The sequence below is a fragment of the Novosphingobium rosa NBRC 15208 genome (genome assembly GCF_001598555.1).
Classification (GTDB): Bacteria; Pseudomonadota; Alphaproteobacteria; order Sphingomonadales; family Sphingomonadaceae; genus Novosphingobium; species Novosphingobium rosa.
Genome location: NZ_BCZE01000038.1, coordinates 56,469 through 82,680, shown reverse-complemented (window position 1 = coordinate 82,680; position 26,212 = coordinate 56,469). Strand labels below are relative to the sequence as shown.

The following is a 26,212-nucleotide window of genomic DNA, read 5'->3' as shown; positions in this document are numbered from 1 at the left end:
GATGTCGAGCAGTTCCTTCTGGCTCTCGTAACGCGCCTTGCTCTGGATCAGGCCGAAGGCGGCCTTGGGCGGCAAGGGCGTGGTGCCGGTCAGCCTGGCATAGCCGGCGTAGAGATCGTCGCTGTTGTTGCCGGTGATGACGAAGAAGGAGACCCGTTCACCCACCTGCGACTGGAAGCGCGTGCTGCCATGCAGGCCCGGCCAGACCAGCGTGCGCGCCGGATTGTCCCAGACGATGCCCCACACCTTGCCGTCGCCCTTGTTGGTGATCATGAAGGGCACGCAGACGGTCTCGCCCGCAGGGGCGTCGTAATTATGGGCGCAGTCGATCTGGCGGCCCTTGAGGTCGAAAATGCCTTCCTGATTCTGGCCCAGACCATAGTAATGCTCGCCCGGGGCGGCATCGAAACTGGCGCCGACCTTGAAGGTCTTCTCGCCATTGACGGTGACGGGGGCCATCTCCCAGCCGCTCATGCGCGCCAACAGGCTGCCGTCCGCGCCCTTGATCGAGAGGCTGACCGGGGGCAGAGCGGGCGCGAAATAGCGCTCCATCATCGTGGGCGCGGGGGGATAGGGCTTGGCGTCGACCGTCAGCGTCAGCCCGGCAGAGGCAAAGACATCGCCCGAGGCATCGGCATGATGCGTCCAGCCGGCAGCGTCAGGCCTGGCATTGGGCCCCTCGCCCGGCGCGGCGCTGGCCAGCGCGGGATCGAGCGCGATGGTCACACGCACGATGTTGGGCGCATAGGGCTCGACCGCGACGCGGCTGCCGTTCCGGTCCAGCAGCGCCATCGGCTCGGCAAGCGCCGGGGTCGCGCTCAGCGCCAGCCACGACAGGCCCAGCGCCAGCAGCCCCTTGCGGGCTAGGCCAGTCCATTCAGCAGGACGGTCGGGCGCCCATGAGACAGGCACGACGGCGTCGAATGTGTGATCCACCAAGAAGCATCCTCTGCAATGTAGTGATCGTCGCGTCGAAACCCGGGTTTCGATCGGCAGGAACTATAGTCGGTCAATTGGTATCGCTATCAAATGGCCCTATCGAGGCAAGAAGCCATAAATTTCCGGTCTTTGCCCTCCTCAGAGCAGCCCACGCCCCTCAATCCGCAAACCCGGCACCGGCAAGCCATTCCCGCCCGCGGGCAAGGTCAGCCGCAGCCCATCCTCATCCTGCACGAAGCGCACCGGGCCGCCGCCGTTCAGCGTCACATGCTCGATCACCCCGCCGCTCGCCCGGCGACCGAGGCAGGCGATGCGCGCCTCGCCCTCGGGCCAGTCCAGCAGGAAGAGGTTCAGCCCGCCGCCGCCCGCCGTGATGCGGATATCCTGAGCCGTGTAGGGCTTCATCTCCGCCTCGCTCTGCATGCCCTTGGGCGGCACATTGGGCCCCTCGCCGAACACACGCCATGGCCGCGTGCCATAGATGCCCGCGCCATTGACCGCGAACCAGCGCCCGAGATCGGCCAGAATGCCCAACTCCTGCTCGTCATGCGTGCCATCGGCCCGCAGCGGCACCGAAAGCAGCAGGCAGCCGTTCTTGGCCACCACATCGCACAGGCGCTGAAGCACCTGCTTGGCGCTTTTGTAACCTTTGCGCTCGGCCAGCGGGCGGTCGTAAAACCAGCTGCCGATGCAGGTATCGGTCTGCCAGGGCTCCGGGCGGATGGCATCGGCAAAGCCGCGCTCGACATCCTCGACGATGCCTTGCCGCTGGAACGGCGTGAGCTGCTTGCCGGTCAGCACCACATCGGGCGTGCCATGCCAGCTGATGGCGCGGTTGTAGTAATCGGCGGCAGCGGCGATTCCCGCCTGCCCCAACGGCAGGTTGTAATCGTCGAAATAAACGAGATCGGGCCGGTATTTGGCGACAAGATCCTGCTGGCGCGCCAGCCATTGCGCGGCATAGGCCTGTCCACGCGGCCCCGGCGGCACGGCTTCGCTCCACACGCCGTCATGCGCGGCGTGCCAGTCGTTCATCGCCTTGATCGAGGCGATGCCATCGGGCGCGGCATACCACGGGCCATTGTACAGCTCCTGCGGGTCGAGGCCTTCCCACCAGGTGCCCGCGCCATGCTCCTTGCGCAGATGCCAGGCGTCATAGCGCTGGCCGCGCATGGGGCCTTCGGCGTCATAGCCATAGGCCGTCTGCCACCAGTGCCAGCTGTGCGAGGCATGGTTGGAGACGCCGAAACGCAAGCCCGCACCGCGCGCCGCCTTCTCCCAGCCGCCGACAATGTCGCGCCGAGGACCGACGCGCAGCGTGTTCCAGGCGTGATGCGCGCTGTCGAAGGTGTCGAGATTGTCGTGGTGGCAGGCCAGCGCCATGAAATAGCGCGCGCCCGCCTTCTTGTAGAGATCGATCAGCCTGTCAGGCTCCCAGGCCTGCGCCTTCCAGAGGTTTTCGATCTCCATAAAGCCGGTACGAGCGGGATGGCCGTAATGCTTGAGATGGTGTTCGTAGAAGGGATCGCCCTGCACATACATCAGCCGACCGTACCAATCGCCGAATTCGGGCACGGCCTGCGCGCCCCAATGCGCCCAGATGCCGAATTTGGCATCGCGGAACCAGTCCGGCATGCGCCATGAGGCGGCCAGCGAGGCCCAGCTGGGCTGCACCCTGCCCGTGGCGCCGGCAGCCCGGCCTTGCGGGGCCACCAGCGTGGTCGCGGCGGCAGCGGCCGAGCCCAACAATCCGCGGCGGTCGAACATGGCTGCATCCTCTCCTTGACCGGCCGCCCTGTCATGGCGTGCCCGAGTCAGGGCTTCGTATCACCTATGATAGAAGATTTCACTAGTGAATGTTGTTTTCATTTTTTGTCAGCGATGGTCATGAACACCCCTGGGATGCCCTCATCGCTTCGCAGCAGTCAGCCGGCTGGCGCCCACGGGGCCGGCCCGGCGTATTCCGCCTTTTATCCGGCGATATCAGCCAATTCGCGCAGCCATATGTTGCGATAGCTGATCGGCTTGCTCGGATCGCCATGCGCTTGCAGCTTGATCGGCGCGCGATCGTAGGGCTTGTAGCCGGGCTTGCCGACATAGATCGTCTCCCCGCGCAACGCAGCGTGGTTCTGCACCAGCACGCCATTGATATAGGCGGTGAGATAGGCCGGGCTCTTCAACGATCCGTCCGCCGCGAACATGGGTTTGGTCCACACCACGTCGATGCTCTGCCACGCTCCGGGCTTACGCACAGGGTTCACGAGCGGCGGCACTTGCTTGTAGATCGCGCCAGCCTGACCGTTGACGTAGGTATCGTTGTGGTAGCTGTCCATGATCTGCAACTCGTAGCCCGTGTCACCGGGGCCGGTAGAAGCCAGGAACAGGCCGCTGTTGCCCCGCGCCTGCCCCTTGCCGGTGACGTCCGCCGGGATCCGATATTCGAGATGGAGCTGGTAATTGCCGAAGGACTGACGCGTCTGGATGTTGCCAGCCTCCTTCAGCACCGTCATCACCCCGTCCGCCACGGTCCAACGCGCCGCCGAACCGTCCTTCACCGAAACCCATTGGTCGAGCGACGCGCCTGCGAACAGCACGGTCGCATCGGAGGGCGGGGAGGCGGTCTCGCTGCTGCCCGGCGTCACCACCGGCACCGCCGGCGACCATTGCTCGGTGTCCTCGGGCCTGCCCTTGCTGTCCTGCGCCAGCGCGGCCGATGGGATGGCAACCAGCAGCAGGCTCGCACTCAGAAAGATCGATTTCATCGTTGCCATTCCTTTCAGCATTCCCGGCCCATATCATGATGGGCCGCGGCGATGTTGGGAACCCTTCAGAGCGCAAGGTTGCGGGCCCCGCCCGGCATTTTGACACCGATGTCGCTTTTGATACACTTCAAAGTTGAAACTCGGTTCATGTTTCAATATTGTCCCTCCACGACGCTGGCGCAGAAGATCGCCGCGCGAGGAGAGGACCATGGCACACACCGCAAGCCCGATATGCGCATTCCTGCTCTCAACCGTCGCGCTGGGGGTGCTGTCGATGCCCGCCATGGCGCAGGATGCCCCCAAATCCGCGCCTTCCGTTGGCAATGACGATATCATCGTCACCGCCCGCCGCCGCAATGAAACGCTGACCTCGGTCCCCATCGCCATCTCGGCCTTCACCGGCGATCAACTGGCGGCCAAGGGCGCGATGGACATCACCGATCTGGCCGATGAAGTGCCCAACGTCACGCTGGAACCCTCACGCGGGACCAACTCCACGCTTTCGGCCTTTATTCGCGGCGTGGGCCAGCAGGACCCGGTCTCCGGCTTCGAGCAGGGCGTGGGCATCTATCTCGACGACATCTATCTCAACCGCCCGCAGGCTGCTGTTCTGGACATCTATGATGTTGAACGGGTTGAGGTTTTGCGCGGACCGCAGGGCACGCTCTATGGCCGCAACACCATCGGCGGCGCGATCAAATATGTCACCAAGAAGCTGGACGACAAGGCGCATGTCCAGCTGCGCGGCACCTATGGCAGCTACAATCAGGCCGATGGCGTCATCACCGCCAGCACGCCTCTGGATAAAAACGGGCTGGTGCGTGTGGGCGGCTCCTTCGCGCGGCTGACGCGCGGCGGTTTCGGCAAGGATCTGACCACCGGCCAGGACAATTACAACAAGGACATCATCGCCGGGCGCGGCACGATCGAAGTGCATGGCGACAAGATCTTCGCCCGCATGACCGGCGATTACACGCATGACATGTCCAACCCGCGCGGCGGGCATCGCGAGATCCCGGGCCAGTTGACCGGCGCGCCGGTGCTGCCCAATGTGTTCGACACGCTGGCCGGGCTCACCAGCCCGAAGCAGGATGTGAAGGCCTGGGGCTGGTCGCTGTTTCTCGAGGCCAAGCCGGTCGATGGGCTGACCTTGCGGTCGATCACCGCCTATCGCAAGGATGACTCGGCCTCGCCCATCGATTTCGATGCCACGGCGTCACAGGATGTCGATGTTCCGGCCTATTATCGCAATCGGCAGCTGAGTCAGGAACTGCAGGTTCTTGTTTCGAAAGGCCGCTTCAATGGCATGGCGGGCTTCTATTACCTGAATGCCACGGCGCTGACCCAGTTCGATGTGCGCCTCTTCACCACCGTTTCGGGGCTGACGGCCTATACCGATGCCAAGATCGTGACGGACACCATGGCCGGCTTCGCCAATCTGACCTATGATGTGACCGACCACATCAGCCTTGAGGCGGGCGGGCGCTACACCTGGGACAAGCGCGGCGCGACGATCCTGCGCCAGAACTATCTGGGCGGCGGATCGCCCACCTTCGGCGGCGCGGGCATTCCTTTCGGCGCGCCCAGCACCAATTTCTTCGGCAATGCCACCTACACCAAATTCACGCCGCGCGCCTCGATCAACTGGCGGCCCAACACGGATAACACCATCTATGTCAGCTATTCGCAGGGCTTCAAGGGAGGCGGTTTCGACCCGCGCGGCGTGGGGGTGAATGCTCCCCCGGGCGAGACCCAGGGCGAATTCCTCAGCTTCCGGCCCGAGAAGGTCAACAATTACGAGGTCGGCGTGAAAACCCGCCTGCTTGATCGCAAGCTGGCGCTGAACCTTGCCGCCTTCCGCATGGATTACACCGATGTGCAGATCCCCGGTTCGGTGGCCTGCACGGTCTCGGGCCTGCCCAGCTTCTGCGGCGTGGTCTCCAATGCGGGCAAGGCGCGAATGCAGGGCGTGGAGGCCGAAGGCCACTTCAAGCTGGGCCTGCTGACACTGAACGGATCGCTGGGCTATATCGACGCCAAATATCTGAAATATATCACGCTGATCAACAATGCCCCCACCGATGTGGCCGCCTATCGCAAGGTGCAGAACACGCCGGCGTGGAACGGCAATGCCTCGGCCACGCTGGCGCTGCCGGTGCCCAAGGGTTCGCTGGATCTGACGGGCGGCATGTCGTGGAAAAGCACGACCTATCAGTTCGAGATCCCGAACCCCTATCTCGACCAGCGCGCCTATGCGCTCTTCGATGCCAGCCTGGTCTATCGCGCGCCCGGCGGCCGCTGGACTGTGGGCGTCTATGGCAAGAATCTGGCCGACAAGCGCTACAAGACCTCCGGCTATACCTATGTCGCCGCCAATGCCACGACCGGCGCCCTGACCTACACGCCGCAAGGCACACTGATCCCAACGCTTGGCAAGGAAGGCGTGCTGACCACCTATTGGGGCAATCCGCGCCAGGTCTTCGGCACAGTGACCATGAGCTTTTAAAAACCTGCGGGGCGCGGTGGAGGCCAACACCGCGCCCACCTGCTTCTTGTAGATTGATATTTGATTTCATTCCGGAAATGCTGTTACCATGCTCCCCGCAGGCAAGGGAGCGATCGCGGCGGCACCATGGAACTCGTCTTCGATGTCATCCTGCCCTTTCTGGGTGAATTCCTGCTTCCGCTTCTCCTGGAACTGCTTGGCGAGTCCTTTGGCGGGTCAGATTCCGACACCGTGACCGAGCCTCTCGGTTCCCCCAAACCTCCCATTCTCGCCATTTTCAGCCTTGCTCTATGGGGGACGATCGCCGGGGGCATCAGCCTCATCGTCCTGCCCCAATCGCTGATCGCCAATCGCCATCTGCGCGAGATCGGCCTGATCGCCATTCCGGTGAGCGTCAGTTGCGTGTCGATGGCGATCGGGTGCTGGCGTCGCCGCGAAAGGCAGGGTCGCGGGCCCATCGCGCGCTTCGGCTACCCTTTCACCTTTTCCTTCGCCATGTCATTGGTGCGCTTTATCGGCACGCAATAAGCCCGCCGGGGTGACCTCACCGGCTTCGGCAAAGCTCCGGTAGCACGGCCGCCAGCCGCTTATGGCTTGCTCCTGGGCGCCAGACCCTCGGCGATGAAACGCCCGGCCTCGGCCAATATTCCGCTGGTGTCGTCATCGCTCCATACGCCGAAGCGCAGGCCCAGAAAGACGTTGATGCCCATCAGAGCCCAGGCGCGCACCTCGGCATTGCCCTGAGCGATCTCGCCGCGCTCCATCGCCGCCTGCAGGCGCGCCGCGATGCGATTGGCCGAATTGGTATAGTGGTCGCGGTACGAGGCTGGATCGACGAATTCGGATTCATCGATGATGCGGTAGATCTCGCGATGCTCGCGCACGAAATCGAGATAGGCCGCCTGCCCCGCCTTTTCCGCCGCCAGCTGATCGGGCGCATCGGCGATGCGCGGGGCGACGTAATCGCGCACCTGCATCGACATATCCTTCACCAGAGCGGTGAAGATCGCCTCCTTGCTGTCAAAATAGACGTAAAAGCTGCCCGCCGCCACGCCCGCCCGCGCCGTGATCTGGCTGATGGCGGCATCGTGAAAGCCTTTCTCGCCAAATTCCAGCGCGGCGGCGTTCAGCAGCGCGCGCAGGGTGCGGCGGCCACGCTCGGTCTTGGGCACCTTTCCGCCGCTGGCGCCCCCATTCGTATCGCTGCCGGCGCCACCCGCCTGGCTGTTCCGGGGAGGCTTGCTCTGGGGCATCGCTCTCATCTTTCTAATTTGAATCATGATTCATTATTCACTACTATGCCTGAAAAGAGCCCAAGCGCAAGAAAACCCGCGCCCGGGTTTCAGGGAGAGATTGATGCCCGGCAAGAATGCCTCACGCCCCTTGCGCCCCTCCTTCGTGCTGGCGATGCTGCTGGTGGTCTACACCTTCAACTTTATCGACCGGCAGATTTTCGGCATCCTCGCCACGCCTATCAAGGCGGAGCTGAACCTATCCGATACGCAGTTGGGCGCGCTGGGTGGCTTTGCCTTCGCCCTGCTCTATTCCACCATGGGCCTGCCGCTGGCCTGGCTGGGCGACCGCAAGGGGCGCACACCCGTCATCGCGGCCTCTCTCGGCGTATGGAGCGCCTTTACCGCCCTGTGCGGCATGGTTTCGGGCTTCGGCGCGATGTTCCTGTGCCGCCTTGGCGTCGGCGTGGGCGAGGCAGGCGGCGTGGCCCCCTCCTACGCCCTGATCTCCGACACCTTCCCCCCGCATCAACGCGCCCGGGCGCTGTCCATCTATTCGCTGGGCATTCCGCTGGGCTCGGCGGCGGGCATTTTACTGGGCGGCTATGTGGCGGCGGCGGTCAACTGGCGCGCGGCCTTTCTGGCGGTCGGGCTGGCAGGGCTGGCCTTCACGCCGCTTTTCGCATGGTTCGTGCGCGATCCGCGCCGTCCGTCAGCCGCAGAAGCCCCTGCCCTGCGCACTGTGCTGAGCATTCTGGCAGGCAAGCGCAGCTTCTGGTTCCTGTCCTTCGGCGCGGCCTCCTGCTCGATGATGGGCTATGGGCTGGCGTTCTGGTTGCCTTCTCTGATGCGGCGCTCCTTCGGGCTGGGTCTGGTCGAAACGTCTCATTTCTTCGGCCTGCTGCTGCTGATCGGCGGCACGGCGGGGGTGATGGCCGGCGGCGTGCTGGCCGACTGGCTGGGCGGGCGCAACCGCGCCGCCTTGGCCTTTCTACCCGCCGTCTCCTTCCTGATCGGCGTGCCGCTGTTTGCGGGCGGGCTCTATTCGGGATCGGCGCAGGCCGCTTTCTGGTGGTTCCTGCTGCCTCAGGCGCTGGTCTATCTCTGGCTGGGGCCGGTGCTGACGGCGGTGCAGCATCTGGTGCCCGCCCCGATGCGCGGCACTGCCTCGGCCAGCTTTCTGCTGATCAACAATCTGATCGGCGTCGGGCTGGGCTCGCTGACGATCGGCAAGCTCTCCGACGTGCTGACTCCCGCCTTCGGACAGGACGCACTGCGCCACGCGATTGTCATGGGACTGGGCTTTTATCTGCTGTCAGCGGCGCTGATGATCGCCGGTGGGCGCCATCTGGCCCGCGAATGGGTGGCATGATGCCAAGCGCTGACGCTGTGCTCCCCTAATCGGCGATCAGGCGGCCGCGCAGCTCCAGCGCGCTGCGCTCGACCCAGCATTCGGCCAGCCGCCCATCGCGCACGCGCCAGATGCTGATTCCGGTATAGTCGATCGCGCGCCCATCCGGCGCCGTGCCGAACAGCCCCTTGTTGACCGCCCGCGTGATCCAGCGCGACACAACCTTCTCGCCCGTTTCATCCATAAAGAGATCGAGATGCTCATTGGTGGGCTCACCGATCTGCGCCTGCATCTCGCCGACCCAGGCCTTGAAGCGATCACGGCCCATGATGGTGGCGCCCGCATTGTGCAGGCAATAGTCAGGCGTCATCAGCTCATCGATAGCGTCCAGATCATGGGGAGCGCCCCAGACCCGCGCGAAAAAGGCACGGGCAAGCGCAATACCGTCCGGCTTTTCAGTCATGCTATCAAACCTTTGTCAGAGCTGCTCCGTCGCAGCGCGCCAAAGCCGTCGCAAGTTTTCCCGCGCCGCGCCAACCAGCATTTGTGAGCCATCCCATTAGCACTCATAATGGCCCGATGATTCGCAACATCGACATCGCCCTGCTGCGCGCCTTCGTGGCGATTGTGGATCAGGGCAGCCTCAGCGCGGCGGCGCGCGCGCTGCACCTCACGCAGGGGGCGATCAGCCAGCAACTGGCACGGCTTGAAGCGTTGCTGGATCAGCGCCTGCTGTGGCGCGACCATCGCGGCGCCCGCCTTGCCCCCAAGGGCGAGAGCCTGATCGCCACGGCGCGCGAGATGATCGCGCTGAACGACCGGATGTGGCGCGATCTGGGCAGCCCGCGCCACCGCGTCAGGCTTGGCGCCCCGCCCGATGTCATCAGCGAAATCCTGCCGCCGCTGCTCAGGGCCTTCGCCAAGGCCTCGCCCGAGACGGAGGTGTCGCTGATTTCAGCCCCATCGGCGCTGCTGGGCAAGGCGCTGGCCGATGGAATGGTCGATCTGGCGCTGGTTCAGCATGAGCCGGGCACGGAAGGTGGAACGCCGCTGTTTCGGGAAGCTTTGGTATGGGTCGGCGCGGCGGAGGGGACGGCATGGCGGCAGGAACCGCTGCCCGTCTCGATCTCGCATCCGACATGCCGGTTCAGATCCCCCATCGCCGCCGCGCTGAACGAGGCCGGGCGCGCCTGGCGCCCCGCCTTCGACAATGAGGGCTTCGAGGCGATGATCACCGCCATCCGCGCGGATCTGGCGATCACCGCCGCCATGGCCTCGATGGTGCCTGCGGGGCTGGGCATGGTGGCGGATCAGGCCCTGCCCGCGCTGCCGGTCTTCGAGATCAGCCTGCTGATGCCGCCCGAACCGGGGCCAAGGCCGGTGATGCAGCTGGCCAGCCTGATCGCCGATGGTTTGCGGGCCCGCCCCCGCGGCGATGGCCCCGGCGTTCCGGCAGGCAGCGGAAAAGGCCTGTTGCCAGCACGCCCCGCCTGAAACGAGGGCCAGCGCTTATGGCGCAGGGTTCACGCTGTCCAGAATCGTCAGCTTGCGGCCACGGCCATCATCCCCCACGCTCGATTGGGTGATCAGGATGGTCGAGCCGGTGCGCAGCTGAGCCTTGACCGCCTCATAAAACCCGCGCGGCAGTTTCAGCCGATTGATCGTGGCCTCATCCAACGCCCGCCCGGCGTCTTCGTCATGCCCCGGCAGGCCGACATAGATCCAGCGCGGTCGGCCACCGGTCATGGTCAGGGTGATGACATGCGATCCGGGGTCATCGTCATTGATCTGCGCCACGCTGCGCCCGATCTCGATGCCGTTGCGCAGCACCACCACCCGCTGATCCAGCTTGGAGACGATGATCGTCAGCGGTCCGCTGGGGGCAAGCTGGGGCTGCCAGACGAAATCGCCCGCCTCCAGCATCTGCTGCTTCAGGGGTTTGCCCGAAAGGTCCATCGGCGCCAACAGGCTGGAGTCGCTGGTGCGCTCATAGTTGATGGCATCGCCTTGCACCACCACCGTCACGCCCAGCCTGGTGATGGCGAAAAGCTCCTGCGAGAAGCCATAGGGCAGATGGACGCAGCCATGGCTTTCCGGATAGCCCGGCAGGCCCCCGGCATGCAGCGCCACCCCGTCCCAGGTCAGGCGCTCCTGATAGGGCATGGCGGCATTGTTGTAGGTGCTGGAACGGTGCCTGGCGTCTTTTTGCAGGATGGTGAAAACGCCGGTGGGCGTTTCATGACCTTCCTTGCCCGAAGAGATGGTGCTGATCCCGATCCGCACCCCATTGCGATAGACCGTGGCGCGCTGGCGCGAGAGATCGACATAGATCAGGATCGGCCCGGCCGGCGCGATCCGCGAGGCCCAGACCCATTGCCCCGGTTTCAGCTGATCGGCGGCGCGCGCCAGCTCCGGCGCGGAGCTGACCTTTTCCCCCTGCGCCATCGCCGGGCCACCCCAGACCACAGCCATCAGCGCGCATAATGCCAGCCTGCTCTTCACCCGCATCCCCCCTCAACCGGCGACCAATCGCGGAAACACCGCGCTCACCCCCGCCACGATCATACCCACCGAAATCGCCAGCAAAATGAGCCCCATCAAACGGGTGGTGATCACCCGCATCGTCTCGCTCATCAGCCTGCCGATCTGCGCGGAGAAGAACAGCACCACGAAGAGCAGCAGCAGGATGCTGCCGACGATCGCCCAGACCTCCAGCATGTCGCGCGTGGTTTCGGCATGGGCGGCATAAAGGATCAGCGTGGTGATCGTGCCCGGCCCCACCACCATGGGAAAGGTCAGCGGATAGAAGGCCATGGCGGAAAGATCGCCCATATGCCCTCGCTCCTGATCGCTGCCATGGTGCGAGGACATGCCGGTGCCATCCAGCATCGACCAGGCGATATGGGCCAGCACCGCCCCGCCCGCGACGCGGAACTGATCGATGGTGATCCCGAAAAAGGCGATGATCGCACTGCCCGACAGCATGATGACCACACTCATCACCGCGGCGAAAATCGTGACCTTGAGCGCCAGCGCCCGCTGCTCGGCAGGGGTGCGGTTGGCGGTGAGGGCCAGAAAGATCGGCAGGTTGATAAAGGGGTTCATCACCGCGAAAAACGCGCCGAAGGCCTTGGCCAGTTCCGCCTGATCCATAAGTCCGCGATACTCCCGACTGAAGCGCCAAAGCCATCCGTCGCTTCAATTTGCCCGATCATTCAAGCCATTGAGCCAGGAAGCAACATGACGCGAATAGGATCATTTGCCAATGTCTGACGTGCGCAGACCAGCCCGATTTATTCGCCCTGCAGCATGGCGGCGACCATGGCCTGCCAGACGGCCAGGCAGTCCGCCCGGTCCAGCTTGTTCTCCCCCCGGCGGACCATCGCCGCGCTCGGCTCCAGCACGGCCATAAAGGCCACGCGGACATTGTCGCGATACAGTTTGCGCATCGGTTCGGCGTCGGGATCGTTCCAGTCCCAATCGGGCTGGACATTGTCATACATCGCGCGGGCAGCGCGTTCGAGCGGCGTCACATCAATCTGCGTCATGGCACGGGCTCTAGCCTGTCTGCCCGAGCCTGTCTGCCCGCGATCGACACGACGCCGAAGCGGGAAACGTCCAAGCCTGAAGCAACACGGCACGAATTTCACAGGCCTTGCGCCGGATCGAACGGGCGCGCCAACCGTTGGGCAGGCAGAACCGGCTTTGCGGGAGCATCATGACCGACCTTCTCAAGGCCTTGATGAAAGCCGCAGGTCTGGCACGCAAGGGCCGCCTCCTGTCCGCGACCATCACGGCTCAAAAGGGCTTTTCTCCCAACCTTCCGAAAAAGCGCAAAACCGCAGCCAGGGCCAAGGTCGGTCACGCACGAAAGGCATCGACGCCTTCCCTTGCCCGCCCGGCTCCCGGCAGCTTCATCGGTGGCGAGTTCACCTGCGGCCATGGCACGCTCAGCTACAGGCTCTATACGCCCCATGGTTCATCACGGCGGCGCATGCCGCTGGTGGTGATGCTGCATGGCTGCTCGCAATCCGCGCTCGATTTCGCGATCGGCACCGGCATGAACAGGCTGGCCGATGAATTGGGATTTATCGTCCTGTATCCCCAACAAAGCCAGAGCGCGAACCTTGCCCGGTGCTGGAACTGGCACAGCCCGGACAATCAGGCACGTGGGCGCGGAGAGCCAGCGACGATCGCGGCGCTCACCCGCCACGCCATGGCGCTTGGCCGGGCCAACCCCGCCCGCATCTATATTGCCGGCCTTTCCGCAGGAGGCGCCGCTGCCGCCATTGCCGGGGCCGCCTATCCCGATCTCTTTGTCGCCATTGGCGTTCACTCCGGCGTCGCGCAAGGCCAGATCCGGTCGCTTGCAGCAGCCCTGTCGGCCATGCGGGGCCGATCCGCTTCCGGGCCTTCCGGAACGTTGAAACGCCCCCCACCCACCATCGTGTTTCACGGCGACCAGGATCGTGTTGTGCATCCTTCGAATGCCAGTGCATTTCTGGCCAATCTCGAAAGGTCGAAGCCGGGTCCGTTGCTGTCGCAAGCTTTCCCCGGCACCGCACCGAGGGGGCGTGATTTTACCCGCAAGGTCTACAAAGCGACGAGTGGCGAAATTTTACTGGAGGAATGGACTGTCCATGGCAGCGGCCACGGCTGGTCGGGCGGCCATGCAGGTGGATCCTATACCGATCCTGCGGGGCCCGATGCATCAAGAGAAATGCTCCGGTTCTTCATGGCGAGACGACGGCGGAGCCGCCAACAAAAAGAGGCCGGTGCAGCCACCACGCCCTGACCCGGGCCGCTGACAAGGCCGCTGTTCATTGCTCTTGGTCAGCCTCCAGGCGCACATTGGCAATTCACAATGATCCGGGCCGCCCTTAACGCTTGTCAAGTTAATGCGACGCATTATTAGACCTGCTCACCAGCCTGAAACAGGGCGGGGGGCAAGGAGTGTATGATGAAGCGTCTGTTCTGGTGTCTGGGCCTGGCCCTGACGCCAATGGGGCTGTTGAGCCAGGCGGCATGGGCCGGAAACACCGCGCCCGAGCCCGCCGACAGCCCGGAAAGCGGCATCGTGGTGACCGGCCTGCGCGAAGCAAGCGCCAGCATCACCGGCAGCCACGCCTCCTCCATGCGCTATCCGCAGAGCGTCACCGTCATCGACGCCGCAATGCTTGGCAAGCTGGGCGCCACCCGTCTCGACCATGCGCTCGATCTGGCCGGCGGCGTGGCGCGGCAGAATGATTTCGGCGGGCTGTGGGACAAATATTCGGTGCGCGGCTTCGCCGGTGACGAAAACAGCGGCCCGGATATTCTGGTCAACCGCTTCAGCAGCAATTTCGGCTATAACGCCCCCATCGACACCGCCACGGTCGAGCGTTTCGAGTTCCTGAAAGGCGCCGCCGCGGCGCTGTCGGGCCGGGGTGAGCCAGGCGGCTCGCTGAATATCGTCACCAAGGCGCCACCGACGAAAACCGAGGCGCAAGCCTCGCTCAGCTATGGCAGCTGGCACAATCGCCGCCTGACGGGCGATGTCGGCGGCGCGCTGTCCGATACGGTGAGCGCCCGCCTGATCGGCGTCAGCGAGGCCAAGGACAGTTTCCGCAACACTGTCCATTCCAACCGGGAGTTGATCGCGCCCTCCCTCGCCTTCAAGCCCAGCGAGCAACTGCGCTTCCTCTATCAGGCCGAATATATGCGCAACCGCACGCCGCTCGATCGCGGCGTGGTGGCGCTGGGCGGCAATGCGCTGGCGATGGACCGGCGCAGCTTTCTGGGTGAGCCCGGCGACGGGCGGATCGACCAGAAAAGCTTCTGGCAGCAGGGCAGCCTGTTCGCCGCGCTGAGCGATGCGATGTCTCTGGAGCTGGGCCTGTCGCAGCGGCAGGGTAGCCTTCAGGGCTTTTCCACGCAGGCCGATTTCGGCGCACGCGGGCTGCAGGCCGATGGACGCACGGTGGGGCGCACGCGGCGCTATCACGATTTCCACTGGAACAATCTGACCGCCCGCGCCGAACTGACCGCCAAATTCACCCTGCTGGGCGTGGCCAACGATGTGCGCCTCGGCGCCGACCGCGTGCGCCATGGCCAGAGCCAGCTGATGCTTCAGGCGCGCGGCACCGCCACCGCGCCGATCCTGACCATCGATGCGCTCGATCCCGTGTATGGCAAGACCACCAACACCATGCCAACACAGCAGAATTTCCGCGATGGCTTCGCCAGCGAAAGCGTCTATGCGCAGGATCTGCTGACGCGCGGCGACGTCACCCTGCTGCTGGGCGGTCGCTGGAACAGTTTCCGAGAGACGCTGATCAACCATCTGAGTGGCGATCTGCATCTTAACACGCGCAACCAGGGCTTCACCCCACGCGCCGCGCTGACGTGGAATGCCACGCACGGGCTAGCGCTTTACATCAGCTGGGGCCGCTCGATCCGCCTCAACCCTTCCGACGGCATCAGCACCTTCGATCCGGAAAAGAGCGAATCCAAGGAGGTCGGCGTGAAATACAGCCTGTTTGGCAAGGCGCTGACCGGCCAGACCTCGCTCTTCGACATGACCAAGCGCAATGTGCTCAACCCCAATGCTTCCGATCCTTTCGTGAAAACGCAGATCGGGCGCCAGCGTTCGCGCGGTGTCGAAACAGAGGCCACGCTGAACCTGCGCGCGGGCCTGTTCGTCACCGCGACCTACACCTATCTCGATGCCACGGTCGAGAATGACAAGAACACCGCGCTGATCGGCACGCGCCTGTCGAATGTGCCCAACCACATGGGGTCGATCTATGCCGCGCAGGATCTGGGCCGCATCACGCTGGGCGGCGGGGTGACTTATGTCGGCCAGCGCAATGGCGATCCCTATGCCTCGGGCTATATGCTGCCGGGCTATATGATCGCGCGGGCCAATGCCACGGTGCGGGTCAACCGGCATCTCGATCTGCGCGTCGACCTCGATAACCTCTTCGACAAGCATTACGCCGCCAGCAGCTACGCCAACGTCTGGACCACGCCAGGCGCGCCCCGCAGCTGGCGCGTGACACTCGATGCCCGGCTGTGACCAAGCGCAGAGACGCTATTGCGAGTTAATTACACAAAAGGTAGGACGGCGGGATCATCCGCATCAGCTGAACAAAGGGAATGCCGTGACTGCCGCCCCAGCGATCAGCGATGTCGCCACGCTCTACACCGCCTACAGCGATTGGTTGCGAGGCTGGTTGCTGCAACGCACCCGCTGCCCCCAGCGCGCGGCGGATCTGGCGCAGGACACATTCTGCCGCCTGTTAACCGGCGCGGAGGCCCGATCGATCCGGGACGGTCGCAGCTTCCTGGCGACCATTGCCCGGCGGCTCATCATCGATGATGCCCGCCGCGCCCGGGTGGAGGCCGCTTTTCTTCAGGCCCATGCCACCGTGATGGAGGGCATGGCCGAACCGGGCCCCGATCGCATCGCCGAAGCCGTCAGCGAACTGCGCGCGATCGTCGAGGCGCTCGATATGTTGGCCGGGAAAGCCCGGCGCGCCTATCTTTTGGCGCGGCTTGATGGCTGGAGCCATGCCGCCATCGCTGCCGAACTCGGCGTCTCCAAAAGCATGGTGAAGCAATATATCGCGAAGGCTTATGCCCATTGTTATGTGGCCGCCTATGGGGCAGCGGGTGACCGTTCCTGACATGCCGGCCCCTGAACCGACGCGGGACATCGTCGAAGCCGCAGCGCAATGGCTCGCCCATCTGGAATCCGGCGAGGCCAACGAAGCCGACAATCGCGCCTATCTGTCATGGCGCGATGCCCATCCGGCGCATGCTCTGGCAATCCAGCGAATGGGCGGACTTGCCGCCAGCATCGAGCAGCATGATGCGGTCGAGCGCGAAACGCTGCGCCGCCTGCTGCTTCCCCCGCGGCGCCGGATCGGCGGTGCGGTTCTGGGTCTGGGCCTGCTGATCGGCGCAGGCCTGCTGGTCCGCCACAGCGCCCCCTATCAAGTGCTGCTGGCCGATGAACGCACGCCGATCGGCGTGACGCGGCGTGTATCCCTGGCTGACGACAGCCGCATCACGCTGTCGACCGACAGTGCCGTGGCGCTCGACCGGGACAGCAACCGCCAGCACATCCGGCTGTTGCAAGGCGAACTGCTCGCCGTTGTGGCAAGGCAGCACCACGCCCCCTTCACCGTCGTAACCAGCGACGGCACCGCCGAGGCCATGGGCACGGAGTTCACCGTCCGCAAGGATGCCTCCGGCACCGAGGTGGCTGTCATCAGCTCGCATGTCCGCGTCTGCCCGGCAGGGCACCATGCCGATGCATGCCTGATCCTTGGCCCCGGCCAGCGGGCGCGGCTTGCCGGGAGCCGGGCGCTGCCGCTCAGCGCCATCGCCCCCGGCGATGCGGGCGCGTGGAGCGAAGGCTGGCTCCCCGTCGAGGATCGACCGCTCATCGATGTGCTCGATGACTTCAACCGCTGGCGCCAGCAGCCGATCCGCTTTGATCGTGACGAACTGGCAGGCCTGAGGGTTTCCGGGGTCTTCCCGCTGAGCGCCACCGATCGGGCGCTCGACAATCTGGCGCAATCGCAGCCGATCCTCATCGACCGCCACGATCCGGAACGCCCGCAAATCCGCCGCCGCTCCATCCGGCAGCCATAAATTTTCACGGCGGACTGTCCCGCGGCCCCTCTCATCCGTCCCCTTTGATGAGAGCATCAGGGGAGTTCGATATCTTGCGTGGAACATATTTGGTCGCTGGTCTGGCATCCGCACTGGCAATGGCGGGGGTTGCCGCGCCTGCCCTCGGCCAATCGACGGGCGTGCAGCGGACCTATGATATCCCGTCAGGGCCTTTGAGTTCGGCCCTCAACCAGTTCGGGCGGGTCACGCATATCCCTGTGTCCTATGAGCCCACGCTGACTGCGAACAAGCGGTCGAAAGGCCTGCATGGCCGCTTCAGCCCCACGCAGGCGCTGAACCAACTCCTCGATGGATCAGGCCTGCGCCACCAGAGCGACGGGGCCGGCGGCTTCGTGATCGTTGCCGAGGTGGCCGCAGCCTCCCTGCCCCAACCTTCACGCGAGCCACCAAGGCTGGAAGAGATCGTGGTCACCGCCGACCGCCAGAACAGCTTCGGCGCCGACTACATGCAGGCGGGCACCTTCCGCGACGCCCGCCAGATCGACACGCCGCTTACCGTCACGGTCGTTCCACGCACCCTGCTCGACGCGCAACAGGCCCGCTCGATCTTCGGCGCGGTGCGCAACACCGCGGGCGTCACCCAGGCGCAGATCAACACCACGATCTACAGCAACCTGTCCATCCGGGGCATTCCGGTGGATAACACCACCAACTTCCGCCTGAACGGCGTGCTGCCCATCATCACCTTTCTCGACATCCCCCTTGAGGACAAGGATCGCGTCGAGGTGCTGAAAGGCGCGGCAGGCCTCTATTACGGCTTCGCCAGCCCCTCGGGCATCGTCAACCTCGTGAGCAAGCGCCCCGACAAGGCGCCGGTCACCGGCTTCGAGGTCTTCAGCGACAGCCATGGCACGCTGGGCGGCGATATCGACATCAGCCGCCCGTTTGGCAAGGCGGGGCTGCGGATCAACGCGGGCGCGGCCTCGCTGGAAACCGGGATCGACCGCACCGCAGGCCATCGCACATTTGTTTCCGGGGCCTTCGACTGGAAACCCGTCGAGAAGCTGACGATCCAGCTCGATGCGGGCTATATCTACAAGACGATCACCGAGCCGACCGAATATGTGTTGCCCGCTGCGGTCAATGGCCGGATCACAGTCCTGCCCTTGCCCCCGGCCTCGAAAAATCTGGGCGGCGAATGGATGCAGGGCAATGGCTGGGAGGTCAATCTGCTGGGCCGGGCGCAATATGAGCTTTCCTCGGCCTGGAGCGTCTCGGTTGCCGTGGGGCAGTCCTATATGCAGCGCGACCGCCGCTATTCCTCCTTCAGCAATTATGACCTTGCGACGGGCAACGGCACGCTGAGCATCGCCACCACCAACAACAGCAATTACCGCAATGTGATCTATCGCGGCGATGTGACGGGCGCCTTCAAGACCGGCCCGATCGAGCATCAGTTGCAACTGGGCGCTTCGCTCAACACGCGCGATGTCGTGACGCCGACAGCCGTGCGCAGCAGCTTTGCGCAAAATCTCTATGCTCCGGTCGAGATTCCCGAGCAGGCCCTCGGCGCCCATGTGGTGGCCTCGCGCGACGCCATTCGTGACGCCGGGCTCTATATCTTTGACCGGCTCAGCTTCCAGAGCTGGCTTCAGGCCACGGTGGGGTATCGCAAGACCGAATACAGCGACCAAAGCCTGACCAGCTACTATAAAACCAGCCCGGGCACCTGGTCCTATGGCGTGATGCTCAAGCCGGCGCGCTGGGCCAGCCTCTATGGCAATTACATCGAGGGGCTGGAGAGCGGCGGCATCGCCATCCAGATCGCGAAAAACGCCGGGGAACAACTGCCCGCATCGCTCAGCAAGCAGCGCGAGATCGGCGTGAAGGTGGAGCCGCTGCGCGGATTGCTGCTGACCGGCGCATGGTTCAGCGTCGACCGCGCCTCCACCTACATCAACGCCGCGCAATATTTCGTGCAGGACGGCCGCGCCCGCTATCAGGGCTTCGAGTTCAGCGGCACCGGCGAGATCACCCGCAACCTTTCCCTGTCGATGAGCGGCGTTTTTCTCGACGCCAGGCAACGTTCGGGCGATCCGACGGTCGTGGGCAGGCAGATCGAGAACAGCGCCAAATTCTCAGGCTCCGCCTTCCTCGAATATAAGCTGCCGATGGTGAAGGGGCTCAGCCTGACGGGCGGCATCTTCCGGGTGGGAGCCCGCCCGGTGAACGCCCTCAATCAGGCCTTCGTCGGTGGCTATTCCACCGTCGATCTGGGCGGCAGTTACACCACCGCCATCGCAGACAGGAAGACGGTCTTGCGCATCTATGCCTCGAACATCACCAACAAGCGCTATTGGGCCGCGACAGGATCGAGCCTTGTGGCGCAGGGCAATCCATTGACCGTGAACATCAGCGCGTCGCTACGTCTGTGATGAAGCGGCGGCGGTGTGGCTGCGGGTGTGGGTGTGGGCGCACCATCCCAGGAGCCTCGTCGAGGCCTCCTTGCGGGGCTCGGCGATGCGATCCGAAGCTCTGGAGCATGGGTGTGGCGGAACTTGCCGGGCTGTTCACACCGCGCTCCTGGAGGATGTGAAGGCTATCCAGCCCGGCGAGACATCTCTCGGCGCCTTAGAACTGGCAAAAGCTGAACCCGTCCTCGCAACTGAGGCGCCGGGGGGCAGTTTCCATCCTGAAAATCACCTTTGTCCAATCGGAGCCGATTGGCTTGGGGCGTGAGACAAAAGCTCGCCATATTCATCGAGGCGAATTCCACGACCTGAAAACAGCAGATCATCAAAAACTTAATTCAAGTACAGAGGAAACAATTCTTTAAAATACACTCCACACCATCATTAAATATATTTAATGTTACGATATGTTGGCAATAATCAACAATTATCGACACTATAACTGTAACATTTCCGATTGAATGAGCCGGCATAAATTTTCATAAAAGCCGGGGACCACCATGCATACTCGACTCATCTCCTTGACCGCCCTTGCCTTCGCCATGCTGCCCTCCGCAGCCATGGCCAAGGACACTGCCGCTCCGGCCAACGACCTCCCGGATCAAGGCGGCATCGTCGTCTCGGGGCGTCTGGCGCATACCGCGCGTGAAGAGCAAAAGGCCGCACCCAACCTGATCAACGTGCAGGCGGCTGAAGCCATCGCCAAATATCCCGACGTCAACGCCGCAGAGGCGCTCAGCCGCATGCCCGGCGTCGCCCTGTCGATCGACACTGGCGAAGGCCGTTTCATCAACATTCGCGGCCTCGACGGCAATTTCAACGGCTCCACCATGGGCGGCGTGGTGCTGCTCAACACCCAGCCGGGCGGCACCTATTTCAACGCCGCGGGCCGCGCGGTGGAATTCGACACCGTGCCCATCGGCGCGGTCGACCGCATGTCCATCATCAAGACCGGCCTGCCTGATCACGACGCCGAGGGCATCGGCGGATCGGTGGAACTGACCCCGCGCACCGCCATCGGCGCCAATCGCCTGTTCGCCGACGTGACGCTGGGCGGCGGTGTCGAAACCTTCGCGGGCAAGGGGCTTTATCGCGACGAGGTGGTGCTGGGCGGCCCCATCGGCGGGCAGGATTCGAAGGTTTCCTTCGTGGTCAGCCAGTTCCTCTACAATGATCATCGCAGCTTCCACGATATGGAAGCGGGCTATGTCGATGCGGCAGGCACGCCGGACAAGGCTTTTGCCGCGCTGGAACTGCGCAAATACGATTATCACCGTCAGCGCTTCGGCTATTCGGGCGAGATGGATTTCGTGCCGTCGGAAGGCCAGCGTTATTACCTGCGCGCCAGCATGGCCGGTTACAATGAGCATGCTTATCGCAACCGCATGATCCTCAATTTCGACGGCAATCCCACCGCCAATGGCAACATGCTGACCGACACGGGCTCGGCGCAGAAGACTCTGCGCGATTACGATGAAACCCATCGCAACATCGTGGTGCAGCTGGGCGGCGACAATCATCTTGGCCAAGCGCATCTCGAATATTGGGGCGCCTATTCACGCGCCAGTTACGACAAGCATTACGACTACAATTCGACCTATGACAACACCAACAGCTATACCATCGCCTATGACAACATCTCCAACCCCGACCTGCCGCATTACAGCGTCACGCAGGGCACCGGCCTGACCAACCCGGCCAATTACACGCTAAGCGGCATCGGCAACCAGACCGAGCATGACGTCGATCAGGAATGGTCGGGCGCGGGCAGCCTCTCGCTGCCCATCGGCCTGACGCCGAATGACGAGATCAAAGTCGGCGCCAAGCTGCGCTTCCGCGACAAGGTGGCCCGCCCCTATACCGCCAGCGCCAACCTTTCCGGCACGCGTTCTCTCTCGCAAGACGCCGTGGGCGGCAATGTCACCGATTTCTACCACGCCGGTTATGACATCGGCCCGGTGATCAACGGCCCGGCGCTGCGCTCGCTTTTCGCCCAGAACAACAGCGGGCTGGCGCTCAATCCGGGCGGCTATTTCGACGACACCGAGAACATCGCCGCCGGTTTCGCCCAGTATCAGGGCACCTTCGGCAAGCTTGGCGTGCTGGCGGGCCTGCGTTTCGAGCATACCCATGCCGTCTATCGCGGCATCGGCAGCAACACCGACGCCAATGGCAACACCACGCTGACCCCGCTCTCCACAACGCGCAATTACGACAATGTCTTCCCCACGCTGCAGCTGCGCTATCAGGCCAGCCCCAAGCTGGTCGCCCGCGCCACCTATTCCACCGGCATCGCCCGGCCCGGCTTCTATCAGACGCAGCAATCCACCAGCGTCGATTTCGGCGGGCTGACGGTCAGCACCGGCAATCCCAATCTGCTGCCCACCTACAGCCATAACTTCGATGCCTCGCTCGAATATTACCTGCCCGATGCCGGGGTGATCTCGATCACCGGCTTCGACAAGGAGCTGCTCGACTATGTCGTCACCCGCACCAACCGGGTGAATGGCTATCAGGGCAATGCGGGGGTCTTCCTCGTCTCGACCTATGAGAACGCCCGCCATGCCCATGCGCGCGGCTTCGAGCTGAATTTCGTCGACAAGTTCACAGGCTTGCCCGGCTTGCTGAGCGGCTTTGGCATCGACGCCAACTTCACCCATGTGAACAGCGGCGTGGGCCTGCGCGCGGGTGAAGGCAATGTCGCCCTGCCCGGCACGTTCGGCACATCGTGGAACGCGGCGCTGTTCTATGAGCGCGGCAAGGCCAAGGTCCGCCTCGCCTCGCAGTTCGAAAGCACGGTGCTCTTCGGCGTCGGCTCCAGCCGCGCCACCGACGTCTTTCAGGACAGCCGTTATACGCTGGATCTGAACGGCAGTTACGATCTGTCGCGCCGCGTCCAGCTCTACCTCAACGTCAAGAACCTGACCAATGCGCCCCTGCGCTTTTACGAAGGTTCGCCCAACCGCCCCATCCAGCGCGAATTCTACGATGCGACCATCGAGACCGGCGTGAAGCTGAAATTCTGATGCAAAAAGGAGCCCCCGCAATGCCCTCCCCCTTCCGTTCCCTGCTGGCCGCCACCAGCGCGCTGCTGGGCGTGCTGGCCGCGCCCATGGCCATCGCCGCGCCCGCTGCTCCAGCCTTCAGGCCCTTGCCCGCCATTCAGGCTCCTGACGATCTCTGGGATTTCGCCCAATGGGATGGCGAGCATCAACGCCTGCTCATCGCCCATGGCAAGGATGTGCTGGTGATCGACCCTGCCACCCGCAATGTGCGCGCGATCGGCGAGATTGCCTACGCCCACGCCGTGGTGCCGCTGCCCGGGCATAACCAGATCCTGGTGACCAGCAAGTTCGACGACAGCGTCCGCATTCTGGATGGCGTGAGCGGCGCGGAACTGGTTCACATCGCCGTCGCCAAGGATCCCGACGCAACAGTGCTGAGCGCCGATGGCCACAAGGCTTACGTGATGGCGGCCAAGGCGGGGGCGATTTCCGTGGTCGATCTCGACAAGAAGGTGGAAACCGGGCGCATTCCGCTCAAAACCGGGCTGGAAGTGGCGGTGCTGGCCAGTCCCACCCTGCTGGCGGTGAACACCGAGGACTTCAACGAGATCGAACTGGCCGATCTGGCCACCAACAAGCCGGCGGGCACGATCCCCTTGCCCGGCTGCGAAGGCCCCACCGGTCTGGCCATGGGGCCGGACGGACTGGCGCTGAGCGCCTGCGCCAATGGCAAGGCCGCGCTGGTCGACATCGCCCATCGCAAGGTGGTGCGCATGCTGCCCATCGGCATGGGCCCCGATACGGTGATCTGGGACGCGGCCCATCACCGCTTCCTGGTGCCTTGCGGCGAAAGCGGCTCGCTCTCGGTCATCGCGATGGACAAGGCCGGGGCCCATGTGCTGCCCGCCGTGGCCACCGGGCCCAATGCCCGCACCGCCGCGCTCGATCCGGCGACAGGGCGGCTTTACCTGCCCTCGGCCCGGCTGAACCCTGTGGTGAAGGGGCAGCCCAAGACGGTTGTCTCCGGCAGTTTCCGGATCCTCGCGCTATCCCCGCGCTGATCCGGACCGCCCCCCTGCGCAATTTGCCGTGCGCAGGGGGGCGCCTTGCAAGGCGGGATCAGGTCGCGTAGCTCAGGACGATGCCTGTGCCGGGATCGCGCGGGCTTATCGCGATCTCCATATGATGCAGCTTGGCGATGGCCTGCACCAGCGTAAGCCCCAGCCCGTTGCCCGGCGTTTTGCGGCTGTGATCGGCGCGGTAAAAGCGCTGGAAAACCGCGTCACGCTCGGCCTCGGGAATACCGCAGCCGGTGTCGCTGACGCCGATCTCGATGCGACCCGCGCGCAAGCGCAGCGAGACATCCACCTGCCCGCCCATGGGCGTGAATTTGATGGCATTGTCGATCAGATTGCTCACCGCATCGAAGATCAGACTCGGATCGCCGGGCATGGTGAGCAGGCCATCGGCCCCCGCTTCGGGCCCATGCAGCCGCAGCGCGATCTCTCGATCCTCGGCGGCGGGCTCGTAGAATTCAACGGCATCCTCCACGATCCGCGCCAGATCGACCTGCGCAAAGCCCGCGCGCCGCGCGCCATCCTCCAGCTCCGCGATCCGCAGCATGGCCGAGAACGTGCGCAGCACATCGCGCAATTCACCGATGGCCTCATCGATCACCAGAACATGCTCCTCGCTTGTCCGGCTCTGCCGCTGGGATCGTTCCAGCCCGGCCAGAATGCGGGTCAGCGGCGTGCGCAGATCGTGAGCGATCCCGTCGCAGACGCCCTTCACATCATGCATCAGCCGCTCGATATCGCTGAGCATGCCATTGACAACATGCGCCAGCCGATCGAGATCGCCCGAGTTGCCATGGGTGGGAAGCCGCCGCGAGAAATCCCCCCGCACGATCTGCTGAATGGCCTGCGCCACGGCATCGAAGCGCCGCACCGTGCCGATGCCGACAATCACGGCACCGGCGATCCCCAGCAGGCCGGTCAGCAACCCGCCCCACAGCACGGTGAGCAAGAAGGCCTCATCCATCTCACGCGTGTCGTGCAGATCCTGCGCCATCAGCGCCACCTCGCCACCGGCATAGCGATGCGCGATGCCACGGTAATGGCGCATCGCCGGGCCCACCCTCAGATCGAAGAAGAAGGGCTGATCCAGCACGGCAACGGGGCGCGGCATCGGCAGGCGGTCTCCGGCCAGCACCTGCCCGTCCGGCCCATAGAGGGCGAAGACCCGCGTCAGCTGGCCCCCGCTGCTCTGGGCATGGCGATCGAACGCCTGCCGGACTTCGGGCAGCGGCGCGACGAAAGGGGCGCGGGACTCGCGTAAGATCCAGTCATCGATGTTGGCGATCTGGAATTGCCTGTTCTGGACGTAGAGGAAGCCGAATATGCCGAGCGAGGCCGCGCTGAACAGCGCCAGAAACAGCAGGCCCAGCCGGAAACCGCTGGTGCGCGGCAGGTCAATCGGGCGCACGAAGCATATATCCCGCGCCGCGCACCGTGCGGATCAGCGGCAGCGCATCGCCCGGCTCGATCTTGCGGCGCAGCTTGCTGACGTGAACGTCGATCACATTGGAGGGCTGGTCATAATGATAATGCCAGACTTCCTCGAAGATCATCGTGCGCGTCACCACCTGCCCGGCATGGCGCAGCATATATTCCAGCAGGCGATACTCACGTGGCAGAAGCTCGATCGGCTGCCCGGCGCGCTGCACCTTCTGCGTCAGCAAATCCAGTTCAAGATCGCCGGCGCGCAGCACCGTCTGCCGCGCACTGTCGGTGCGGCGGCGCAGCAGGGCATCAATCCGCGCGGTCAACTCCAGAAATTCGAAAGGCTTGGTCAGATAATCGTCGCCCCCCGCCTTGAGGCCGCGCACCCGCTCATCAACAGCCGAGAGTGCGCTGAGCACCAGCACCGGCACGGTGTTGCCCATGGCGCGCAGGGTGGTCACGATGGTCAGCCCATCCATGCCGCCGGGCAGCATACGGTCGATAACCAGAACATCGAAACTTTCCGCCGCTGCCGCCAACAGCCCTTCACGCCCGTTCCCGCAGATCTGAGTGACATGCCCATGATCGGTGAGCGCCGAGGCGATCTCCCCGGCGGTGGCCACGTCATCTTCGACAATCAGGATCCTTGGCATAGGCTAATCTTCGATCCCGGGCATGGTTCGGTTGGGGCAGGCAGGCTTGCCAGACCTTGCCTGATGCCATCTGAATCGCCAAATTCCATTCCCGGAACCATGAAATCCATTTCATGTTTCAGATTTCGCCCCGCCTGAGCGAGTGACAGGGTTGGCCGTCATCCTGCATC

At 64.1% G+C, this 26,212-nt stretch carries 20 protein-coding genes and 1 pseudogene; 11 read left to right on the top strand and 10 right to left on the bottom strand.

The genetic code is table 11. The features are described from left to right. From SR3_RS15435 to SR3_RS15425, 3 genes and pseudogenes are all read right to left on the bottom strand, one after another. A pseudogene (locus tag SR3_RS15435) lies at positions 1-912 on the bottom strand (alpha-glucosidase); the annotation flags it as partial. A 165-nt stretch (positions 913-1,077) separates the two neighbouring features. Beyond that, the gene (locus SR3_RS15430) at positions 1,078-2,706 is read right to left on the bottom strand and encodes an alpha-L-fucosidase (protein WP_068087858.1); all 1,629 of its coding nucleotides are present in this window, start codon (positions 2,704-2,706) and stop codon (positions 1,078-1,080) included. A 203-nt stretch (positions 2,707-2,909) separates the two neighbouring features. After that, positions 2,910-3,701 carry a 3-keto-disaccharide hydrolase gene (locus SR3_RS15425; RefSeq protein WP_157098881.1) on the bottom strand — a complete coding sequence of 264 codons (792 nt, stop codon included), beginning with the start codon at positions 3,699-3,701 and terminating at the stop codon, positions 2,910-2,912. A gap of 208 nt (positions 3,702-3,909) precedes the next feature. On the opposite strand from SR3_RS15425, the gene SR3_RS15420 reads away from it, so the two are divergent. Then, complete coding sequence (locus SR3_RS15420) at positions 3,910-6,207, top strand: TonB-dependent receptor (protein ID WP_068087855.1); 2,298 nt, start codon at positions 3,910-3,912, stop codon at positions 6,205-6,207. Positions 6,208-6,333: 126 nt separating this feature from the next. Then, positions 6,334-6,735, top strand: coding sequence for a hypothetical protein (locus SR3_RS15415; RefSeq protein WP_068087849.1), 402 nt, complete (start codon positions 6,334-6,336; stop codon positions 6,733-6,735). A gap of 59 nt (positions 6,736-6,794) precedes the next feature. Here SR3_RS15415 and SR3_RS15410 read toward each other — a convergent pair whose 3' ends face one another. After that, the gene (locus SR3_RS15410; protein ID WP_084455612.1) at positions 6,795-7,460 is read right to left on the bottom strand and encodes a TetR/AcrR family transcriptional regulator; all 666 of its coding nucleotides are present in this window, start codon (positions 7,458-7,460) and stop codon (positions 6,795-6,797) included. Between the two features lie 103 nt (positions 7,461-7,563). Here SR3_RS15410 and SR3_RS15405 point away from each other — a divergent pair, with 103 nt between their 5' ends. Continuing rightward, positions 7,564-8,811 (top strand): spinster family MFS transporter, encoded by a 1,248-nt coding sequence (locus SR3_RS15405; RefSeq protein WP_068087847.1) that lies wholly within the window; start codon positions 7,564-7,566, stop codon positions 8,809-8,811. Positions 8,812-8,836: 25 nt separating this feature from the next. On the opposite strand, the gene SR3_RS15400 is transcribed toward SR3_RS15405, so the two are convergent. After that, positions 8,837-9,253 carry an ester cyclase gene (locus SR3_RS15400; protein ID WP_068087845.1) on the bottom strand — a complete coding sequence of 139 codons (417 nt, stop codon included), beginning with the start codon at positions 9,251-9,253 and terminating at the stop codon, positions 8,837-8,839. 116 nt (positions 9,254-9,369) lie between these two features. Between SR3_RS15400 and SR3_RS15395 the strand changes: the two genes are divergently transcribed. Next, positions 9,370-10,284 (top strand): LysR family transcriptional regulator, encoded by a 915-nt coding sequence (locus SR3_RS15395; RefSeq protein WP_068087843.1) that lies wholly within the window; start codon positions 9,370-9,372, stop codon positions 10,282-10,284. A gap of 15 nt (positions 10,285-10,299) precedes the next feature. Here SR3_RS15395 and SR3_RS15390 read toward each other — a convergent pair whose 3' ends face one another. The 3 genes from SR3_RS15390 to SR3_RS15380 all read right to left on the bottom strand — a co-directional run bounded on the left by SR3_RS15390 (position 10,300) and on the right by SR3_RS15380 (position 12,338). Further along, complete coding sequence (locus SR3_RS15390) at positions 10,300-11,298, bottom strand: L,D-transpeptidase (protein ID WP_068087841.1); 999 nt, start codon at positions 11,296-11,298, stop codon at positions 10,300-10,302. Positions 11,299-11,304: 6 nt separating this feature from the next. Then, on the bottom strand, positions 11,305-11,943 hold the full coding sequence (locus SR3_RS15385; protein WP_068087839.1) for a MarC family protein: 639 nt from the start codon (positions 11,941-11,943) through the stop codon (positions 11,305-11,307). A gap of 140 nt (positions 11,944-12,083) precedes the next feature. Further along, positions 12,084-12,338, bottom strand: a complete 255-nt coding sequence (locus tag SR3_RS15380; RefSeq protein ID WP_245653941.1) for a hypothetical protein — start codon at positions 12,336-12,338, stop codon at positions 12,084-12,086. 170 nt (positions 12,339-12,508) lie between these two features. On the opposite strand from SR3_RS15380, the gene SR3_RS15375 reads away from it, so the two are divergent. The 7 genes from SR3_RS15375 (at position 12,509) to SR3_RS15345 (ending at position 23,949) form a co-directional block, all read left to right on the top strand. Continuing rightward, positions 12,509-13,585: an extracellular catalytic domain type 1 short-chain-length polyhydroxyalkanoate depolymerase gene (locus SR3_RS15375; RefSeq protein WP_068087837.1), complete on the top strand. Its 1,077-nt coding sequence runs from the start codon at positions 12,509-12,511 to the stop codon at positions 13,583-13,585. Between the two features lie 165 nt (positions 13,586-13,750). Further along, on the top strand, positions 13,751-15,847 hold the full coding sequence (locus tag SR3_RS15370) for a TonB-dependent siderophore receptor (RefSeq protein ID WP_245653940.1): 2,097 nt from the start codon (positions 13,751-13,753) through the stop codon (positions 15,845-15,847). Between the two features lie 85 nt (positions 15,848-15,932). Beyond that, a complete protein-coding gene (locus SR3_RS15365; RefSeq protein WP_068087835.1) occupies positions 15,933-16,457 on the top strand; it encodes a sigma-70 family RNA polymerase sigma factor in 525 nt (174 codons plus the stop codon). Next, complete coding sequence (locus tag SR3_RS15360; RefSeq protein WP_169805646.1) at positions 16,444-17,430, top strand: FecR family protein; 987 nt, start codon at positions 16,444-16,446, stop codon at positions 17,428-17,430. Before SR3_RS15365 ends, SR3_RS15360 begins: the two co-directional genes overlap by 14 nt. A gap of 74 nt (positions 17,431-17,504) precedes the next feature. Next, positions 17,505-19,847, top strand: a complete 2,343-nt coding sequence (locus SR3_RS15355) for a TonB-dependent siderophore receptor (RefSeq protein WP_169805645.1) — start codon at positions 17,505-17,507, stop codon at positions 19,845-19,847. A 536-nt stretch (positions 19,848-20,383) separates the two neighbouring features. Next, entirely contained in the window at positions 20,384-22,909 is a 2,526-nt protein-coding gene (locus SR3_RS15350) for a TonB-dependent receptor (protein WP_068087828.1), read from the top strand. A gap of 20 nt (positions 22,910-22,929) precedes the next feature. Beyond that, positions 22,930-23,949, top strand: a complete 1,020-nt coding sequence (locus tag SR3_RS15345) for a YncE family protein (protein WP_068087825.1) — start codon at positions 22,930-22,932, stop codon at positions 23,947-23,949. Positions 23,950-24,007: 58 nt separating this feature from the next. On the opposite strand, the gene SR3_RS15340 is transcribed toward SR3_RS15345, so the two are convergent. Further along, positions 24,008-25,372: a sensor histidine kinase gene (locus SR3_RS15340; RefSeq protein ID WP_068087823.1), complete on the bottom strand. Its 1,365-nt coding sequence runs from the start codon at positions 25,370-25,372 to the stop codon at positions 24,008-24,010. Then, a complete protein-coding gene (locus tag SR3_RS15335; RefSeq protein WP_068087821.1) occupies positions 25,359-26,042 on the bottom strand; it encodes a response regulator transcription factor in 684 nt (227 codons plus the stop codon). Before SR3_RS15335 ends, SR3_RS15340 begins: the two co-directional genes overlap by 14 nt. Positions 26,043-26,212 lie beyond the last annotated feature (170 nt).

Coding starts and splice junctions, on each gene's coding strand:
- SR3_RS15390 (WP_068087841.1), bottom strand. CDS start 11,298: ATGCGGGTGAAGAGCAGGCTGGCATTATGCGCGCTGATGGCTGTGGTC.
- SR3_RS15400 (WP_068087845.1), bottom strand. CDS start 9,253: ATGACTGAAAAGCCGGACGGTATTGCGCTTGCCCGTGCCTTTTTCGCG.
- SR3_RS15410 (WP_084455612.1), bottom strand. CDS start 7,460: ATGCCCCAGAGCAAGCCTCCCCGGAACAGCCAGGCGGGTGGCGCCGGC.
- SR3_RS15425 (WP_157098881.1), bottom strand. CDS start 3,701: ATGAAATCGATCTTTCTGAGTGCGAGCCTGCTGCTGGTTGCCATCCCA.
- SR3_RS15380 (WP_245653941.1), bottom strand. CDS start 12,338: ATGACGCAGATTGATGTGACGCCGCTCGAACGCGCTGCCCGCGCGATG.
- SR3_RS15335 (WP_068087821.1), bottom strand. CDS start 26,042: ATGCCAAGGATCCTGATTGTCGAAGATGACGTGGCCACCGCCGGGGAG.
- SR3_RS15405 (WP_068087847.1), top strand. CDS start 7,564: ATGCCCGGCAAGAATGCCTCACGCCCCTTGCGCCCCTCCTTCGTGCTG.
- SR3_RS15375 (WP_068087837.1), top strand. CDS start 12,509: ATGACCGACCTTCTCAAGGCCTTGATGAAAGCCGCAGGTCTGGCACGC.
- SR3_RS15385 (WP_068087839.1), bottom strand. CDS start 11,943: ATGGATCAGGCGGAACTGGCCAAGGCCTTCGGCGCGTTTTTCGCGGTG.
- SR3_RS15395 (WP_068087843.1), top strand. CDS start 9,370: ATGATTCGCAACATCGACATCGCCCTGCTGCGCGCCTTCGTGGCGATT.
- SR3_RS15420 (WP_068087855.1), top strand. CDS start 3,910: ATGGCACACACCGCAAGCCCGATATGCGCATTCCTGCTCTCAACCGTC.
- SR3_RS15345 (WP_068087825.1), top strand. CDS start 22,930: ATGCCCTCCCCCTTCCGTTCCCTGCTGGCCGCCACCAGCGCGCTGCTG.
- SR3_RS15415 (WP_068087849.1), top strand. CDS start 6,334: ATGGAACTCGTCTTCGATGTCATCCTGCCCTTTCTGGGTGAATTCCTG.
- SR3_RS15430 (WP_068087858.1), bottom strand. CDS start 2,706: ATGTTCGACCGCCGCGGATTGTTGGGCTCGGCCGCTGCCGCCGCGACC.
- SR3_RS15370 (WP_245653940.1), top strand. CDS start 13,751: ATGAAGCGTCTGTTCTGGTGTCTGGGCCTGGCCCTGACGCCAATGGGG.
- SR3_RS15350 (WP_068087828.1), top strand. CDS start 20,384: ATGCATACTCGACTCATCTCCTTGACCGCCCTTGCCTTCGCCATGCTG.